Source organism: Kouleothrix sp., assembly GCF_046328425.1.
GTDB lineage: Bacteria > Chloroflexota > Chloroflexia > Chloroflexales > Roseiflexaceae > Kouleothrix.
Window position 1 is genome coordinate 58262 of sequence record NZ_JAXLWP010000030.1, and the last position, 17505, is coordinate 75766.

Below are 17505 nucleotides of genomic sequence, written 5' to 3' on the forward strand. Positions count from 1 at the left end.
GCTTATATTTTGCAACACGAAGATCAAAGCCAGTGGGCACATGCTGGCGTTTCGATCGGGCAAACACATGTTGCTGAATGAAGATACTATGCGGGTTGCCGATGAATAATCCGTGACGCCGGAACAGCGAGGAATGACGGAAAAGATAGAGCTAGGCTACCACGCCCGACGCCTGAGGCCATGGCGTTGTGGCGCATAATAGAGGCTTAACACAGCGCCCGAGGGGCATTTGCGTGCGCTTGGTTCTCGTATTGATACTGGTCGTATTATTAACTGTACAGCTATGTTTTAGTAGCGTACGATCGTTGAATTTGATATTTTTGCTCTAGAATATTTACGTCGTTTATTCTTTTCAACATGTTCACAATAGTATTTATTAGGAAAAATACTATATACGAACGAAATTACTTGCCGATACTACCGGCTGTTCACTTGCTTCATGGAGGGTTTGGGGGCGGCTTCGCCGCCCAAATTTCTTTTTCTTGTGCGGCGCCCGGCTTGCCGGCGCGCACAGAAACACAAGTAATCAAACGAAGTTGGTAATGGTAAACAGGCTTTCAGGCAGCCTCTGAGGGTGGCGCCTTGAGGAAGCGCTAGGCGGGGCTGCCGCCGAAGAACACCTGCACCGCCGAGCCAGCCGCCAGAACTGCGGAGCAAGGCTGGGCCTGGCCGAGGTGCGCCACTCCGGGGCCATACACGCGGCCCCAATCGAGGTCGAGGCGGAAGGAGCGCAGCAGGTAGACGTGCCAGAACGGGTGGCGCACCTCGTAGCGCAGCAGCCGGCCAGCGCGCGTGGTGCCGTAGCCCCACTGGTGCTCTTTGAAGAAGTGCTCGGTGCTGGTTTCCGCGGCGCCAGCCCCCCCGGCGCGCGCGCGAGCGCCGCGACCAGCCACGCCGCCACCACCAAGCCGGACGTAAGGTGGTTGCCGAGCGCCAGGCCGGCCACCAGCCCGCGCGCGGCCAGCGCGCGGCGCGTGCGCGCCGGCTCGGCGATGAACCAGAGCAGCAGCGCCACGAACATTGCGTTCAGCGCGTACACCTCGGCCACCACCGCCTGCGACCAGAGCATCGGCGCGAGGCCGCAGATCAGCGCGGCGCCGGCGGAGGCGACCTCGCCGCGCCAGCCGGGCACAGCGGCGAGCGCGCGGACGGCCGCGTAGACGCCAAGCGCCGCGCCGAGGCCGGCGGCGACCGAGAGCAGCCCGGCGCGGAAGGCGAGGTCGCCAATCGGCAGCAGCATAAACAGCCGCGCGAGCAGCAGGTAGGCCGGGTAGCCGCTGGGGTGCGCCACGCCAAGCGTCGCGGCGGCCGCGATAAGGTCGCCGCTGTCGGCGGCCTCGTTGGCCCAGGTGACGCCGGGCGCCAGGGTGCGCAGGTACAGCGCGCCCAGCACGACGACGATCAGCGCTGGGGCGATGGGCCACGCCGGGCGGCGCGCGGCGCGCGTTGGGGTGCTGGGTGGTGGTGTTTGCATGGTTTGTGTGTGTTTCGTGCGATGGGTGGTTTTGTTGGGTGGCTTCGCGCCCCCTATTCGTGGCTGTTTCGGGGCCTGTGCGGCCTCAAAGGGTATCAGTCCATGGGAGGATTACCGGTACAGAATCCAGACCATTGGCAGCGCTTGGGTGTAACTCCCCAAGCGCTCCTTCCAGGCCACACCAATCTGAAACAGGCTGTACTTCCAGCTGCGCGCCGCACCATCATCGACCAAATGACGGTAGCCACGCTTTACGACCCAGCGCCCGACTGCGACCAGCCACACATATGCAATCACCAGTGGCAGCAACAATCGCGCAAACCGCTCGCGGTCAGTGACGCCGCTCTCATCCAGGTGAAAGCCCCCGCTCTGCCAGTCACGAAAGACCGTCTCGATCCACATGCGCCGACTGCCAAGCCGGTAGGTCTGCCAATTCGCCGGCAGGTTTGTCATCACCGCATGCACGATTGGTTTGCCCTCGGTATCTTTGGCCCACCAAGCCAGGATATTCACCGGCCCAATGCGTTCCTCGGTCAGATACACGCCATTGAGATAGGCAACCGTGTCGCGATTGGGCAGCCACTTCGAAAGCGCCGTCGCATCACCATCTGGGGTGAGCGCGAGCAGCGTGTGCCCAGGGATGCCCAACAAACCATCATGGCCGCGCTCGCGCACCCAGGCAAACAGCTCCTGGCTGCGGAACTCACTATCGCCGTGGATGCTCACGCGCACCCGTTCGGGCAACAGCGCCAGCGCGGAGCCCAGAAGCTTCTTTTGGTCAGCCAATCCACTCTGTCCGCGATGGGGCAACGCAAGCCAGGCCAATGGGAGCGAGCGTCGGCGAAAACCGATGCTTACCACCAGAATGTTGTGGATATCGCGCAGCAGGACGCGGTCGATCAGCAGTTGCACCCGCTGCCCTTTCAAGCCGTGGAGCGCCAGTTTGGCGACCGGCTGATAGTGTTCCTCCTGCGTGATACGCTCGTTATCGAGCAAGCGCCGAATGCGTTGTTCTTTGGCGGCTTGGGTGGTGTCCAGCGGCATCGCTCGGGCAAGTTTCCCAATTTGGGCCGAGACACTTTGGCTACTCGCGACCACCAGCAACGCCAGGGTTTCGATCTGGCTGGCGAGCGCATTTGGCAGCTGCGCGGTCAACTGCTGGGACGTGCTATCATACAGCGGTGAGGTGGGCATGGATTCCTCCTTTGGCTGATCAGGTCTTGGCACGCGTGATCATACCAAAAGTTGGCGTCCTGACCACCTCCTTTTGTCAAGTGAAACCCTTTGAGGGCTATGCCCCTCGCGCACCCCCTTTTCAAACAGGCTCTAAGAAAATTTGGGGGCGGCTTCGCCGCCCCCAAACCCCCACCAAAGTGTCAGTAATCAAGCGAATTTGGTATGAGCACTCTCAGGATGCGCCGGCGCCCCAGCGATACACCACCTGCGGCGGGCGATTCGCCAGCGCAACCCGCAGATCGGTGGGCTGCCACTCGGCGCCAGGGTCGAGCCGCAGTGCCTGGTAGGCTTCTTCGCTGCACATCAGGCCAAAGCGGCGCGCGCGCAGCGCCAGCTGCTGCAAGCCCACCGCCTGCTCGACCGGCGCGCCCACCACCGAGAAGCCCAGGCCGGGCAGCGCGGCGGCCAGGGCGTAGCCGCTGGCGAGCGCCAGCGCCAGCGGGCTCGCGTTCGCCATGTCGTCGTGCCAGCGCCGCTTGATCCGATCGGCCGCGGCGAGCGCATCGCGCAGCGCCGACTGCGCCGGCCGCTCTTCGAACGCGCCGAACACCAGCATTACGGCGTCGCCGCAGGGCTGGAGCAGCGCACCATAGTGCTGCGCTGCGTCGTGTGTGGCGGCGGCCAGCACCTGCCAGGCGAGCATGCCGGTGCGGCGCACGCCACCCTCCCAGGCCGGGGCGCGCACCGGCGCACCCACCAGCAGCACGGCCACCTGGCAGGCGCGGCCCTGCGAAAGCGCATCGCCGCCAAGCAGCGACTGCAGCGCATCCAGCGGCAGCGGCGCCGGCAGCGCCTCGCGCAGCCGCTGCTCGACCAGCCGCTCCTGCAGCAGGCCATTCACCGCGCGCGCGAGGTCGCCCCAGGCGCCACCAGGCACCTCGACCTTCGCGAGCTGCTCGGAGTCGGCGATGCGACGGGCCAGCACGCGCGCGCGCCGGTCGCGCGCCTCAAGCGCGCGCAGCAGCGCGAACACCAGCGGCACCAGCGCCACTGCGGCAAACTGGCCGGCCCAGATCAGCAGCCCGGCGGCGACGCCACAGACCATGAGCATCAGCAGCAGGCGGGCGAGCTGCCAAGGCGTTCGGGCGGGGTGAATTGGTTGATCCATACGTACGCGCTACCTTTTTCCAATGGGAAAAAAGGATAGCACGCGCGCGGGGTTGCTACCGAGATCAGGAGATTACGAGTGTGTGACAGAGAGAGGCCAGAAGATGAAGTTTTTGTCAATGGGTGCCCGAAAGGCAGGCGCAACCAGCTCGCGGCGCCGGCCAGGGCGTATGTTCCGGCGGCTACCTACGCAGCCACGCTATCTTCGCGCAAGATATAGCCGACGCCGCGCACGGTATGGATCAGGCGCGGCTCGCCGGCGGCTTCGAGCTTCTGGCGCAGGTAGCGCACATACACCTCGATGATATTGCTCTCGCCGCCGAAGTCGTAGCCCCAGACGCGATCGTAGATCACCTCGCGCGTGAGCACCTGCTGCGGGTGGTGCAGAAACAGCTCGAGCAGCTCGTACTCTTTGGCCGTCAGCTCGACGCGCCGCTGGCCGATGTGCGTCTCGTGCGCGGCGGTGTCCATAGTCAGCGAGCCGTAGCGCAGCACCGTGCTCTGCTCGTCGCGCTGGCGGCGGCGCAGCTGGACGCGAATACGCGCCAGCAGCTCTTCGAAGGCAAACGGCTTGACGAGGTAATCGTCGGCGCCGGCCTCGAGCCCGGCCACACGGTCGGGCACGGCATCGCGCGCGGTGAGCATGATGATCGGCACATCGGAGGCGGTGCGTAGCCGGCGCGCCACCTCAAGGCCGTCGACGCCGGGGAGCATGATATCGAGCACAACCAGATCGGGCGGGCGCTCACGCGCCGCCGCCAGCGCGGCCACGCCATTGGCGGCGATTTCGACGCTGAAGCCTTCGAACACCAGCCCGCGGCGCAGGTAGCCTGCGATCTCGGTTTCGTCTTCGACGATCAGAATGTGCGACATAGGCAAACATACACTTGTGGTGGCGCTGATGCAACGCATTGTAGCAGCCTACGGCGCGTGGCGCAACTCTGGCCGCAAAGCGCGACGGGCCTGAGAGTCGATGCGGCCGAGCAGCTTTCGCCGCCCGGCCGCACCGACAACCACACCCGTCCTTCGGATTTGATCTTACACCGGCGATATGAATTGGCGATGAACGGCGCACCGGCCGGCGCATAAACGCATATTCACCGTGCCCGGCGGCGGGGCGTAGTATAATCAGAAGGCCAGCCTGCCGCCCGGCAGTGCCGATTGAAGCCAAGGAGCAACCGCGGTGATGTCGCTTACGGGTCAGGTCGCTATTGTCACCGGCGGCGCGCGCGGGATCGGCCGCGCGATCGCGCTCGAGCTGGCCCTGCAGGGCGCGCGCGTTCTGGTGAACTACCAGGCCAGCGCTGGCGCGGCCGAGGCCGTGGCGCAGCAGATCGTGGCCAGCGGCGGCGCGGCGTTCGCGCATCGCGCCGACGTCGCCGATCAAGCCGCCGTCGCCGGCATGATCGACGCCTGCCTGGGCCGCTGGGGCCAGCTGGACATGCTGGTGAACAACGCCGGGATCGTGGCCGACGCCCCGATGATGCGGATGAAAGAAACGCAATGGCGCGCGGTGATCGACACGAACCTGACCGGCGTGTTTCTGTGCTGCCAGGCCGCGCTCGGGCCTATGCGCGCGCGCGGCTACGGCCGGATCGTGAACATTGGCTCGCTGGCGGGCCTGGCCGGCAATGTCGGGCAGGTGAACTACGCCGCCGCCAAGGCCGGCCTGGTGGGGCTCACCCGCGCGCTGGCGCGCGAGGCGGCGCGCGACGGCGTAACCGCCAATGTTGTGGCGCCGGGCTATATCGAAACCGAGATGCTGGCGGGCGTGCCGGCGGCGCTGCGCCAGTGGGCTGTCGACGCGATTGCGCTCGGCCGCTTTGGCACGCCCGAGGAGGTAGCCCCGGCAGTGGCGTTTCTGCTCTCGCCTGCGGCAGCCTATATCACCGGCCAGGTGCTGGCGATCGACGGCGGCTGGGTGATGCCCTGAGAGGCTGCCGGGCAGGAAGCGGCGCCTCGGGTGCTTCCCGCGCCGCAGACAAGCGTTACGGCGCTGGCGGCAGCCGGCCAAACGCCGCGCCGAGGCCGCCGAGCGCCTGCTCGAGCGGCAGGTAGGCTTCGCGGTAGCACTGGCCGTAGAACGCGGCGCGCGCCGCGTCGGGCTGCACCACGCGCCGCCGCAGATCGAGCCGCGCAGCGGCGGCGCGCTCGTCGCAGTACAGGCCGGCCGCGACGCCGGCCAGCAGCGCCGCGCCGAGTGCCACGCTCTCGCGCAGCTCGAGCACGTGCAGCTCGCGCCCCAGCACGTCGGCCTTGATCTGCAGCCACAGCGCGGCCTGGCTGCCCCCGCCAATCACCCGGATCTCGGCGGCGCGCGCCCCGGCGGCCTGCTCGATCAGCTCGAGGTTGGCGCGCCAGGCGTACGCCAGGCCCTCGTACACCGCGCGCGCCAGCTCGGCCGGGCCGGCGCTGCTGCTGAGGCCCGCGAAGCCGCCGCGATCGATCGGCGCCAGGCGCGGCAGAAACAGCACCCCGCTGCTGCCGGGCCGCGCCTGCGCGGCGGCCGCCTGAAGCCGCGCGTGCTCACCGCCGAAGCCCAGCGCCTGCGCGGCCCAGGCCACCGCTCCACCCGAGCTGCGAACGCCCTTGGCAGCGTAGTAGCGCCCGCCGACCACGTGCGCGCCAAGCGAGCACGCCGGCAGATCGGCCAGGTTGGCGGGCAGCGCCGCAAGCGGCAGAAACGCCGGCTCGGCGGTTCCCATCGAGTCAAGCGCCACGCCCGGCTCGAACACGCCGGCCGCCAGCGCGCCGCAGCTGTGGTCGTGGCCGGCGCAGGCCACCGCCGCACCCAGCGGCAGCCCAGTGTCGGCGGCGGCGGCGGCCGAAACCAGTCCCAGCCGCGCGCCGGCTGGGCGCAGCGCGGGCAGCAGATCGGCGCGCAGCCCGGCTGCCGCCGCCAGCTCGCCCGACCAGCGCAGCCCCGCAAGGTCGAACAGCATGGTGCGGGTGGCCAACGAGTAGTCGGTGGCCTGCGCGCCGCACAGCCGGAACACAATGTAGTCGGCCACATGCAGCCAGCGCGCCGCCGACTGGTAGGCCGCCGGCAGGCGCTCGCGCAGCCACAGCAGCTTGAACAGGCTGAAGATCGGGTTCGGGCGGTTGCCCACGAGCGCGCGGAAGCGCTCGGCGCCGTAGGAATCGAGCCAGGCGCGGTACTGCTCGTCGCTGCGGCTGTCGTCCCACGAGATGACCGAGTGCAGCGGCTGCCCGGCCGAGTCGACCAGCAGCCCGGCCTCGGCCATGCTCGCCACCGCCACGCCGCGCACACGGCCGGCGCCGGCCTGAGCCAGCGCCGCGCGCACAACGCCGGCCACCGTGCCCCACAGCGCCGCCGGGTCGTGCTCGACCCAGCCGGGGCGCGGGCGCAGCGCCGGGGTAGGCGCCGCCGCTACGGCCAGCGCGCGGCCGGCCGCATCGAGCACCAGCGCCTTGCAGTTGGTGGTGCCGACATCAATGCCAAGCAGCAGCTCAGCGCTCACGGCGGATCACCATCACCGGCGGCGCGATCTCGCCGGCCAGCACGTTCAGCAGCAGGCTGACGAGCGAGATCACCACGCCGCCAAGCACCGCCGAGAAAAAGCGGTCGACCGTAAACTGCACGCCGAAGCTGGCCGCGATCTGCGCGGTGACGAGCAGCATCAGCGCGTTGATCACCAGGGTGAACAGCCCGAGCGACAGGATGATCAGCGGGCAGGTGAGCAGCGTCAGCAGCGGCCGCAGCGCCAGGTTCACCAGCCCGAACACGGCCGCGACAATGCCAAGCTGCCAGCCCGGCCCGGCGAACTCGATCCCCGGAACGACATACACCGCCGCGAAAATCGCCAGCGTGCTAATCAGCCAGCGCAGGATCAGCGAGCGCGCGCGCTGCCAACGTGGCGGCGGGGTTGGTTGGATCATGGCTTCTCCTCCTCGATATCGAGCGTCGCGATCGCCAGCGCCGAGCAGACATACGCGGCCGCCGCCACGACGATCGGCGGCGCGAAGCCCCAGCGCAGCTGCGCCCAGCCGCTGACGAGCGACGCCAGCGCCCAGCCGCCCGACCACATGACGCTCATGAAGCTGGCGGCCAGGCCGCGCTGGCGCGGTGGCGTCGCGTGCATCACAAGCGCGTCGTTGAGCGGGAAGCTCGCGCCGACGCACAGGCCGCGCAGAAAGAACCCGACCACCGCAAGCGGCAGCACCGGCGCCAGAAACAGCAGCATGGCCGGCGCAGCCGCCAGCCGCAGCCAGGCCGCCGCGCGCCGCATCCCCAGCCGGCGGCTGAGCGTGCCGCCGATCAGCCCGCCCACCCCCAGGCCAAGCGTCGCGCCGGCCATCACCAGGCCAACCACCGCGTCGCCGAGGCCGAACTGCGCGCGCAGAAACAGGTTTTGAAATGGCAGAATACACCCGCCGGCAATACCCAGCAAGACGCTGGCCCCCGCGAAGCGTAGCAGCCGCCTGAATGGCAGCGCGCGCTCCGGCTGGTCGGTCGCAGCGCGCGCGGGGCGATCGAGCGCCAGCAGCGGCAGCGGGCGCAGCAGCGGCAGCACCGCCAGCGCCGTCAGCAGCACCGAGCTGGCGAGCGCCAGGCGATAGGCCGCGACGTCTTGCGGGCCGCCGCCGATTAGCCACGCCACCAGGTTCGGCAGCAGCCCGGCGATCACGCTGCCGAGCGGCCCGACGATATTGCTGGCCGAGGCGTTGAAGCCGAACACCTGGGCGCGCTGCGCCGGATGCGTCACCCCGGCCATCAGCGGCGTCAGCGCCGTGACGGCGAGCGTGTACGTCGTGCCGACGGCAAACTGCGCCAGCGCCAGCGCCAGCAGCGAGCGCGCCAGCAGCAGGCCAACCCAGGCCGCGATAAACAGCGCCAGCCCGCTGAGCAGCGCGCGGCGCGGCCCGATCCGGTCGATCAGCAGGCCGGCCGGCACGCCCAGCACCAGCCCGGCGCCGCGCGCGATCGTCGAGAGCAGGCCGGCGGTGTCGTTGGCGTAGCCCAGGCTCACCAGGTAAAAGTTGAACAGCAGGTCGGCGATGCTGGCTGCCAGCCCAAACAGCATACTATGCGCCAGAATGCGCCAGACCGACGGTGAAAGCTGCGCGAACGCGGCGCGCACCCGCACTGATGAGATCGTCACAGATTGCTCCCTTGCCGGCCATGGCCGATGCTTCACTGCATCCCCACCCACCCCGCGTTCGTACCACCACGAGGCATAGTATAGACGATCGGCGCGCATGCGCTCGCGCAGCATACGTCTCACCGCGCATCTATTTCGTGTATAATCGAAGAGGAGTTACGCCGCTGCGTGATTCCGCGTTTTGGCGCGTCGATTGATATCCTGGGTGCCTGCGGCTTCACAGCCCCGCGCTATGGAGTGCGGATGAAATTTCGTCAGCGCGTCGCTTCGGCAGGAAGTGGTGAATGGCGGCATCTACCCGAGATGCGCCTTGAGGATGTGGATGCTGTATGGTCGACGTTGCCAATACCCCGGCTGACGCCTCCATGATGCACATGCGCCGCCAGTTCTTGCGCGCGGCGGCACTGCTGATCTTGCTTGCGGCGGGCACGTTCATTGCGCTCTGCCTGCTCTTGCTCGTGTTTGTTCCCAACGATGCGCTGATCGCATTCGCCGGCCTGGTGCTGATGGTAGGCGCCACCAGCGGGCTAAGCCTGATCTGGCTGCGCGCGCGGCCGCTTGGACAGGCGGTTCTGCCGATCAGCGCCGGCTTTGTGATCACGGTCGTCGGCGCGTGGCTGCTGGTGCCGAACTTTAATATCATCGGCTCGCTCGTGCTGACGATCGTGGTGATGCTGGTGAGCATCAGCGGCAACCGCCTGGTGACGCTGATGGTCGCGCTGGTGTGCGCGCTGCTCTCGATGGCGGTGCTGGGCCTGCCGCAGCCGCAGCAGTTCCAGCTCGACGCCGGGCCGGCGCTCGAGGTGGTGAAGACGCTGAGCGGCGGCGCGATCGTGATCGTGATCTGGCTGATCGCCGACCGGTACACCGCCGCGCAAGATAGCGCGATCGCGCTGGCCGAGCGCCGCGCCGCCGAGGCCGAGGCCGCCCGCGCCGAGGCCGAGGCTGCCCGCGCCGAGGCCGAGGCGCGTAGCGCCGAGCAGCGCCGCCTGCTCGAGCTTGTGCAGACGCTCGAGCTGCCGGTGATCTCGATCGGCCACGATGTGCTGGTGACGCCGCTGGTCGGCAGCCTCGACAGCCGGCGCGTCGTGGCGATCCAGCGCCGCCTGCTCGACATGGTCGCGCGCCAGCGCGCGCACACGGTGATTCTGGATGTCACCGGGATCAGCATGATCGATACCACCGTGGCGCGCGCGCTGCTGAACACCGCCCAGGCCGTGCGGCTGCTGGGCGCGCAAACTCTGATCAGCGGCATCAGCGCGAATATCGCGCAGACGCTGGTGGGCCTCGGCGTGGCGCTCGACAACATCCACACCGTCAGCGACCTAGGGCAGGCGCTCGACCTCGCGCGCGCCACGGCTGCCGCGCCATCGCCACTTGACAGATAGCAGCACTGCCGTTATAGTAGCGCCACTTGCGACATAGAGATACTGCTATGCTCTACGACCGGCACGATACCACTACCACCACTACTACCGCGATGACTACCATCGCGGCGTTTGTGTGTGGGAGGGAACCCGGCCAGTAAAGCCAAGCTCAGTGATGCGCGCCCCCTCCTGCAAAGGACGGGGGCGTTTTTAATTTCGATTTGCGATTGCCTCGATGTGCGGATTGGGGCGCGGCAATCGCAAACCGTACATCGGAGAAGTGTATGCTGCTAGAGCGCTACCGCGAGTTTCTGCCCGTCACCGATCGCACGCCGCGGCTGACCCTCAACGAGGGCAATACGCCGCTGGTGGCCGCGCCACGCCTGGCCGCAAGCCTGGGCGTGCGCGAGCTGCTGCTCAAGTTCGAAGGATCCAACCCGACCGGCTCGTTCAAAGACCGCGGGATGGTCATGGCCGTTGCCAAGGCGCTCGAAGCCGGCGCGACCTCGATCATCTGCGCCTCGACCGGCAACACCTCGGCCAGCGCGGCGGCCTACGCGGCGCGCGCCGGCATTGAGGCGATCGTGGTGGTGCCGGCAGGCAAGATCGCGCTCGGCAAGCTGGCCCAGGCGCTGATGTACGGCGCGCGGCTGCTGGTGATCGAGGGCAACTTCGACCAGGCGCTCGACACCGTGCGCGAGCTGTCGGGCCGCTACCCGGTGACGCTGGTGAACTCGGTGAACCCGCACCGCCTCGAGGGCCAGACGACCGCGGCCTACGAGATCTGCGACGCGCTCGGCGGCGCGCCCGACGCGCTGTGCCTGCCGGTCGGCAACGCCGGCAATATCAGCGCGTACTGGATGGGCTTCTGCCGCTACGCCGAGGCTGGCAAGATCGCCGGCCGCCCGCGCATGCTCGGCTTTCAGGCCGCAGGCGCCGCGCCGATCGTGCTGGGCCGCCCGGTCGAGCACCCCGAGACGGTGGCGACCGCGATTCGGATCGGCAACCCGGCCAGCTGGCCGCTGGCCACCAAGGCGCGCGACGAATCGTGCGGGCTGATCGACGCGGTGAGCGACGAGCAGATCGTCGCGGCGTGGCGCGACCTGGCGCGGCTCGAGGGTGTGTTCTGCGAGCCGGCCTCGGCCGCAGGCGTTGCCGGGCTGCGCATGCTCGTGCAGCAGGGCCGCGCCGAGCGCGACGCGCGCTACGTGGCGGTGCTCACCGGCCATGGCCTGAAAGATCCCGGCCTGGCGGTCGAGCAGTTTGCCAAGCCCGAGCCGGTGGCCGCCGATATGGCCTCGATCGTGAAGTGGCTAGGCTGGTGATGTTAGTTTTCGGATTTCACAGATGACGCGGATGAATAAACCTGGGGCTTACGCAGTTAGCGTGCTGAGCCTTCGGCAGAGCGGTACCATGCTCTGTATCGTGTGCGGTTTTTCCGTGCGGAGCGCGGAAAAACCGCACACAGAAGACCAACACGTACCATGCTGCCGCAGGCTCAATCTCGTCGCTCGAGGAAGCCGAATCGCGCACGTGCGTAACTCCTAAGAGCCTGTTTGAAAAGGGGGTGCGCGAGGGGCTATGCCCCTCGCACTTTCTGGCGGGTGGCGGCCACGAATGTGGCCGCCACCCGCCAGAACAAGTGGAAACCTGGAGGGACTTCGTCCCTCCAAACCACCCTTTTCAAACAGCTTCTAAAACCACTATCTGTATCATCTGTGTAACCTGTAGATATGAAAAGGGCAACGATGTCTCTGCTTGTGATGAAATTTGGCGGCACGTCGGTGGGCAACGCCACGGCGATTGCGGCGCTGGCGGCGATTACGCGCGATCACCTGGCGACATGGGATCACGCCGTGGTGGTGGTGTCGGCGATGAGCGGCGTGACCGACCTGCTTTTGAAGGGCGCGAGCACCGCAGCCGCCGGCGACGCGGCCAGCTACAAGCGCATCGCCGCGAGCCTGCGCGAGAAGCACGCCGCCGCGCTGGCCGAGCTTGTGCCCGACGGCGCCGACGCGGCCGCGACGCGCGGGCCGATCGAGCAGCTGATCGACGAGTTCGAGCTGCTGTGCCATAGCGTCGGGGTGCTGGGCGAAGCCTCGCCGCGCGCGATCGACGCGATCTCGAGCCTGGGCGAGCGCATGAGCGTGCGCCTGGTGGCCGCGGCCCTGCGCGCGCGCGGCATCGCCGCCGAGGCGATCGACGCGACCGAGTTCGTGATCACCAGCCCGCACTTCACCAGCGCGGTGCCGATCCAGCCGCAAACGCGCGAGCGCACGCGCGAGCGGCTGCTGCCGCTGCTCGAGCGCGGCGCCGTGCCGGTGGTCACCGGCTTCATCGGCGCCACCGAGAGCGGCGCCACCACCACGCTGGGCCGCGGCGGCAGCGACTACAGCGGCGCGATCATTGGGGCTGCGCTCGACGCCGACGAGGTCGCGATCTACACCGATGTCGACGGCGTGATGACCACCGACCCGCGGCTGGTGCCCGATGCGCGCGTCATCCCGGCGATCTCGTTCGCCGAGATGGGCGAGCTGGCCTACTTCGGCGCCAAGGTGCTGCACCCGCGCACCATCCGCCCGGTCGTCGAGCACGGCATCCCGCTGCGCATCCGCAACACCTTCAACGCCGCGCACCCCGGCACGCTAGTGGTGAGCGCGCCCGAGGCCAATGGCCGGGCGATCAAGGCGGTGACGGCGATCAAGTCGATGAGCATGATCACCGTCGAGGGCCGCGGCATGATCGGCGTGCCGGGCGTGGCCGCGCGCACCTTCGGCGCGGTAGCCAGCGTCGGCGCGAACGTGCTGATGATCTCGCAGGCTTCGTCCGAGCAGAGCATCTGCTTCGTGGTGCCGTTCAGCGCCTCAGCGGCAGTGGTGCACTCGCTCGAAGACGGCCTGGCGAACGAGCTGGCGCGCCGCGATGTCGACCGGATCTGGGCGCGCGACGACGTGGTGATCGTCACCGCCGTGGGCGCAGGCATGCGCGAGACGCCCGGCGTGGCCAGCCAGGTGTTCGGCACGCTGGCCGAGCGCCATATCAACGTGGTTGCGATCGCGCAGGGTTCGTCGGAGTGCTCGATCAGCGTGGTGGTGTCGAGCGCCGACGCCGACGCGGCCGTGCGCGCGATCCACGCTTTGACGATCTAGGACTCCCTCGTGCTCCGCCCTTCAAGTGGCGGGGATAGGTTTGCGGCTGGCAGCGCGGGCGCACTCACAGTTTGAACGCGCCAACCGTGGCGATTAAGCATTTGCCACAAAGGCACGAAGACGCGAAGTTTTTATAGAGCATGCTCACAACCACATGGTTCTAGATCCTTGGTGTCTTCGAGCCTTCGTGGCAAAATAACAAGGAGCAAATCTCAATAATGGGAGCAATCATCGTCGTCGACGCCTTGTGGGGCGACTCGGGCAAGGGCAAGGTTGCGGCCTATCTCTCGCGCCGCGAGAATGCGCCGCTGTGCCTGCGCGCCGGGATCGGCACCAACGCCGGCCATAGCGTCTATATCACCGAAGAGAACTCGATCCGCACGCGCCAGCTGCCGCTCGGCTTTATGCACGCCGGCACCGCCGTGGGCATCGGCTCGGGCGTGGCCGTCGATCCGCGCGTATTCGCCGCCGAGGTCGAGCGCTACGGCCTGCACACGCGCGTGCAGGTCGACTACCGCTGCCCGATCATCACCGAGGAGCACATCGCGCGCGAGAAGGGCAGCCAGCACCTGAGCGAGACGGTCGGCTCGACCAAAAGCGGCTCGGGCGCCGCGCAGGCCGATTTTGTGCTGCGCCAGGCGCCGCAGGCCAAAGACATCCCCGAGCTTAAGCCGTACCTGGCCGACATCGCCCAGATCGCCAACGACACCGCGCGCGACCACACGGTGGTGGTCGAGTGCTCGCAGGGCACGTTTCTGTCGCTGGCGCTTTCGCCCGACTACCCGTTCGTCACCTCGGGCAACTGCACGGTGGTGGCCGCCGCCGACGATGTGGGCCTGAGCTGGCGGCATATCGCCGGCGCGGTGATGGTGGTCAAGGCGGTGCCCTCGCGCGTGGGCGCCGGCCCGCTGCCCGGCGAGCTCGACGCCGAAGAGATCAAGCAGCGCGGCATCGCCGAGTATGGCGTGGTGACGGGCCGGCTGCGCCGCAAGGCCGCCGAGATCCCCTGGGACATGCTGCGCTACGCGGCGATGCTCAACGGCCCAACCGAGATCGCGCTGACGTTCTGCGACCACTACGACCCGGCGGTGACTGGCGCGAAGAGCCGCGCCGAGCTGACGCAGCCGGTGCTCGAGCTGATCGCCAAGGTCGAGGAGGCCACCGGCGCGCCGGTGACGATGGTCGAGACCGGCAAGCTGTTCGAGCATATTGTCGACCTGCGGGCTGCCTGATCGCGCTGGGCGCGGCCTGGAGGAGCCCCACCCCTGGCCCCTCTCTGGCAGGGGAGGGAAATATTGGGGAAGGTGATGCGGGCGCCAAACGCTCGCCACCTTCCCCAACCGTAGAGACGCGCTGCGGCGCGACGCACCTAGGCGCTGCGGCACGTCTCACCTGCAAAGGAGACCACGATGGATCGCGCATTCTGGCAAGCCGTACTTGCTAGCGACGCCGCGCTGCCGCCTGGCCACGCGTTGGCCGACCTGACCGAGGAGCTGCTTGGCTACCTGGGCTCGCCCGACCCGTGGCTGCGCGACGAGCTGGCCTACCCGCTGCTCGACAGCTGGATCGGCGGCGGACGCTACACGCCTGCGGAGCTGCGCGCACTGCTCGGCCAGCTGGCGGCGAACCTGCAGGTGGGCCTGGGCGAGCAGGGCGACGACAGAGTGTTTCTGCGCAGCTTCTCGCTGCTGGTGGCCAACGAAATACTCGAACGCGATAATCTGCACCCATTTTTGGCCGAGGCCGAGCTGCGCGAGTGGCTCGACCGCGCGCTAAGCTACCTCGCCGCCGAGCGCGACCTGCGCGGCTACACCGGGGCAAGCGGCTGGGCGCACACGGCCGCGCACACAGCCGATACGCTGTGGGTGCTTTCGCGCAGCCGCTTCGTTGGGGCGGCCGACCTCGCGCGCATGCTGGGCGCAATTGCCGATAAAGTTGGCGCGCGGGTGGCGAGCATCTACCTCTATGGCGAAGATCAGCGCCTGGCCGGCGCGGTGCTGTCGATCTTGCGGCGCAACCTGCTCGACATGGAGGCACTCAACGAGTGGATCGAGCGGCTTGTAGCGCCTGCTAGCACATTCTGGAGCGCGGGCGATTTTTCGCCCGAGGCGGCGAGCGCGCTGCATAACACCAAGCTGTTTCTGCACAGCACCTACTCGCAGCTGCTGCTTGGCAGCCGCGTGCCGCGCTACCACCCCGACCCGGCCTACTTCGAGCGTGCCCCTGGCGTGCGCGATGTCCTCTTGCCAGCGCTGGCCGAGGCCGCGCGCAGGCTTGAGCCGGCATTCTATCGAGCCATATGATGAGACAGCATACACTCACAACACCGCGCGGCGAAGTTGCCATCCGCCCGTCGCGCGAGGGCGACGCCGAGAGCTACCGCGAGCTGCGGCTGCGCGGGCTGCGCGACCACCCCGAGGCTTTCGGCGCCGACTACGCGCAGAGCGCGGCCAAGCCGCCCGAGCACTGGCGCGAGCGCATGCGCCAGGGCGCCGGCGGCGCGCACGGCATTACGTATCTCGCCGAGGCAGGCGGCGCGCTGCTGGGCATGACCACGCTTGTCTGCGACGTTGACGACCCGAAGGATCGCCACACCGGCCTGATCGTTGGCGTGTATGTCGCGGCCGAGTGGCGCGGGCTGGGCATCGCCGACGCGCTGCTCGCGAGCTGCCTGGCGTGGGCGCGCCAGCTCGGGCTGCGCCAAGCCAAGCTCGCAGTCGCCACCGGCAATACGCCGGCGATCCGCTGCTACATCCGCCACGGCTTCACAGTGTACGGCGTCGACCCCGAGGCGATCGGCTATGGCGGCCAGTTCTACGATGAGCTTCTGATGGTTCGGCGGCTTTAGATCCTGCTCGCGCAAGGTTTGAAGGGCCTGCAGCCCTCGCATGGCTCTGCCAGAGCCGCGTAAGACGATGCCTGGGGCGGCTTTGCCGCCCCAGCCCACCAGCAACACAAGGAGAACATCCAGTGCCATCCAAGAAGATCCCAATCGCCATTCTCGGCGCGACAGGCGCCGTAGGCCAGCGCATGATCCAGCTGCTGGCCGACCACCCGTGGTTCGAGATCGCCGCGCTCACCGGCTCGGATCGTACCGTCGGCCGGCCGTACGGCGAGCTGGTGCGCTGGGTGCTCGACGACGCGCCGCCGCCGGAGATTGCGCGCATGATCGTACAGCCCAGCGAGCAGGTGGCCGACGTGGCGCTGGCGCTCTCGGCGCTGCCCACCGACGCGGCCGTGGCGATCGAGCCGCTGTGGGCCGAGCGGGTGGCGGTGTGCTCGAACGCATCGACCTACCGAATGACCCCCGACGTGCCGCTGATCATCCCCGAGGTCAACCCCGGCCACCTGGCGCTGCTCGATCACCAGCGCGCTGAGCGCGGCTGGAAGGGCTGCCTGATCACCAACCCGAACTGCTCGACGATCGGCATCGTGATGGCGCTCAAGCCGCTGCACGACGCGTTCGGCGTCGCGACCGTGCACGCCGCCACGCTGCAGGCGATCTCGGGCGCGGGCTACCCCGGCGTGGCCTCGCTCGACATCCTCGACAATATCGTCCCGAACATTGCCAATGGCGGCGAGGAGGCCAAGATCGAGACCGAGCCGCTCAAGCTGCTGGGCGAGGTGAGCGAGAGCCGCGTGCGCGAGGCGCAGATCGGCATCAGCGCCCAGGTGACGCGCGTGCCGGTGATCGATGGCCACACCGCGCTGCTCTCGATCGGCTTCGCGCGCAAGCCTACGCCCGAGGAGGCGATCGCCGCGCTGGCCGATTTCGCGGCGCCGCCCGAGGTGCGCGGCCTGCCAAGCGCCCCGGCCCGCCCGGTGATCGTGCGCGCCGAGGCCGACCGGCCGCAGCCACGCCGCGACCGCGACGCCGGCAAAGGCATGAGCGCCAGCGTCGGCCGGGTGCGCCCCTGCAACCTGCTCGACCTGCGCATGGTCGTGCTGTCGCACAATACCATCCGTGGGGCGGCCGGCGGGGCGCTTCTCAACGCCGAGTTGCTTGCCTCCTCGGGTATCGTTTCGTAGGTGACGAAGGACGAAGGGCG

Annotated in this window: 15 protein-coding genes; 8 read left to right on the plus strand and 7 right to left on the minus strand. The window is 68.1% G+C overall.

Annotated elements, in window-relative coordinates:
• Window positions 1-526 precede the first annotated feature (526 nt).
• The 4 genes from U0177_RS23595 to U0177_RS23610 all read right to left on the minus strand — a co-directional run bounded on the left by U0177_RS23595 (window position 527) and on the right by U0177_RS23610 (window position 4690).
• Complete coding sequence (locus U0177_RS23595) at window positions 527-1474, minus strand: protein O-mannosyl-transferase family (protein ID WP_409573126.1); 948 nt, start codon at window positions 1472-1474, stop codon at window positions 527-529.
• A 111-nt stretch (window positions 1475-1585) separates the two neighbouring features.
• Window positions 1586-2668 (minus strand): hypothetical protein, encoded by a 1083-nt coding sequence (locus tag U0177_RS23600; protein ID WP_409573127.1) that lies wholly within the window; start codon window positions 2666-2668, stop codon window positions 1586-1588.
• Between the two features lie 214 nt (window positions 2669-2882).
• On the minus strand, window positions 2883-3818 hold the full coding sequence (locus U0177_RS23605; RefSeq protein ID WP_409573128.1) for a hypothetical protein: 936 nt from the start codon (window positions 3816-3818) through the stop codon (window positions 2883-2885).
• Between the two features lie 185 nt (window positions 3819-4003).
• Window positions 4004-4690 carry a response regulator transcription factor gene (locus U0177_RS23610; protein WP_409573129.1) on the minus strand — a complete coding sequence of 229 codons (687 nt, stop codon included), beginning with the start codon at window positions 4688-4690 and terminating at the stop codon, window positions 4004-4006.
• 313 nt (window positions 4691-5003) lie between these two features.
• Between U0177_RS23610 and U0177_RS23615 the strand changes: the two genes are divergently transcribed.
• Window positions 5004-5750 carry a 3-oxoacyl-ACP reductase family protein gene (locus U0177_RS23615; RefSeq protein WP_409573130.1) on the plus strand — a complete coding sequence of 249 codons (747 nt, stop codon included), beginning with the start codon at window positions 5004-5006 and terminating at the stop codon, window positions 5748-5750.
• 55 nt (window positions 5751-5805) lie between these two features.
• Here the strand turns inward: U0177_RS23615 and U0177_RS23620 are convergent, their stop codons facing one another.
• From U0177_RS23620 to U0177_RS23630, 3 genes are read right to left on the minus strand one after another with little or no spacing between them, the layout of a single operon-like run.
• Window positions 5806-7299: an FGGY-family carbohydrate kinase gene (locus U0177_RS23620; protein ID WP_409573131.1), complete on the minus strand. Its 1494-nt coding sequence runs from the start codon at window positions 7297-7299 to the stop codon at window positions 5806-5808.
• Window positions 7289-7717 carry a phage holin family protein gene (locus tag U0177_RS23625; RefSeq protein WP_409573132.1) on the minus strand — a complete coding sequence of 143 codons (429 nt, stop codon included), beginning with the start codon at window positions 7715-7717 and terminating at the stop codon, window positions 7289-7291. The genes U0177_RS23620 and U0177_RS23625 overlap by 11 nt, the downstream gene beginning before the upstream one ends.
• Window positions 7714-8940, minus strand: coding sequence for an MFS transporter (locus U0177_RS23630; RefSeq protein ID WP_409573133.1), 1227 nt, complete (start codon window positions 8938-8940; stop codon window positions 7714-7716). Before U0177_RS23630 ends, U0177_RS23625 begins: the two co-directional genes overlap by 4 nt.
• Before the next feature lie 329 nt (window positions 8941-9269).
• On the opposite strand from U0177_RS23630, the gene U0177_RS23635 reads away from it, so the two are divergent.
• The 7 genes from U0177_RS23635 (at window position 9270) to asd (ending at window position 17485) form a co-directional block, all read left to right on the plus strand.
• Complete coding sequence (locus U0177_RS23635) at window positions 9270-10328, plus strand: STAS domain-containing protein (RefSeq protein WP_409573134.1); 1059 nt, start codon at window positions 9270-9272, stop codon at window positions 10326-10328.
• Window positions 10329-10591: 263 nt separating this feature from the next.
• A complete protein-coding gene (thrC, locus tag U0177_RS23640; RefSeq protein ID WP_409573135.1) occupies window positions 10592-11632 on the plus strand; it encodes a threonine synthase in 1041 nt (346 codons plus the stop codon).
• Window positions 11633-12055: 423 nt separating this feature from the next.
• Window positions 12056-13456 carry an aspartate kinase gene (locus U0177_RS23645; protein WP_409573136.1) on the plus strand — a complete coding sequence of 467 codons (1401 nt, stop codon included), beginning with the start codon at window positions 12056-12058 and terminating at the stop codon, window positions 13454-13456.
• 218 nt (window positions 13457-13674) lie between these two features.
• Window positions 13675-14688, plus strand: coding sequence for an adenylosuccinate synthetase (locus U0177_RS23650; RefSeq protein WP_409573137.1), 1014 nt, complete (start codon window positions 13675-13677; stop codon window positions 14686-14688).
• Window positions 14689-14865: 177 nt separating this feature from the next.
• A complete protein-coding gene (locus U0177_RS23655) occupies window positions 14866-15759 on the plus strand; it encodes a DUF2785 domain-containing protein (RefSeq protein WP_409573138.1) in 894 nt (297 codons plus the stop codon).
• Window positions 15756-16304, plus strand: a complete 549-nt coding sequence (locus U0177_RS23660; protein WP_409573139.1) for an N-acetyltransferase family protein — start codon at window positions 15756-15758, stop codon at window positions 16302-16304. The genes U0177_RS23655 and U0177_RS23660 overlap by 4 nt, the downstream gene beginning before the upstream one ends.
• A gap of 122 nt (window positions 16305-16426) precedes the next feature.
• Entirely contained in the window at window positions 16427-17485 is a 1059-nt protein-coding gene (gene asd / locus U0177_RS23665; RefSeq protein WP_409573140.1) for an aspartate-semialdehyde dehydrogenase, read from the plus strand.
• Window positions 17486-17505 lie beyond the last annotated feature (20 nt).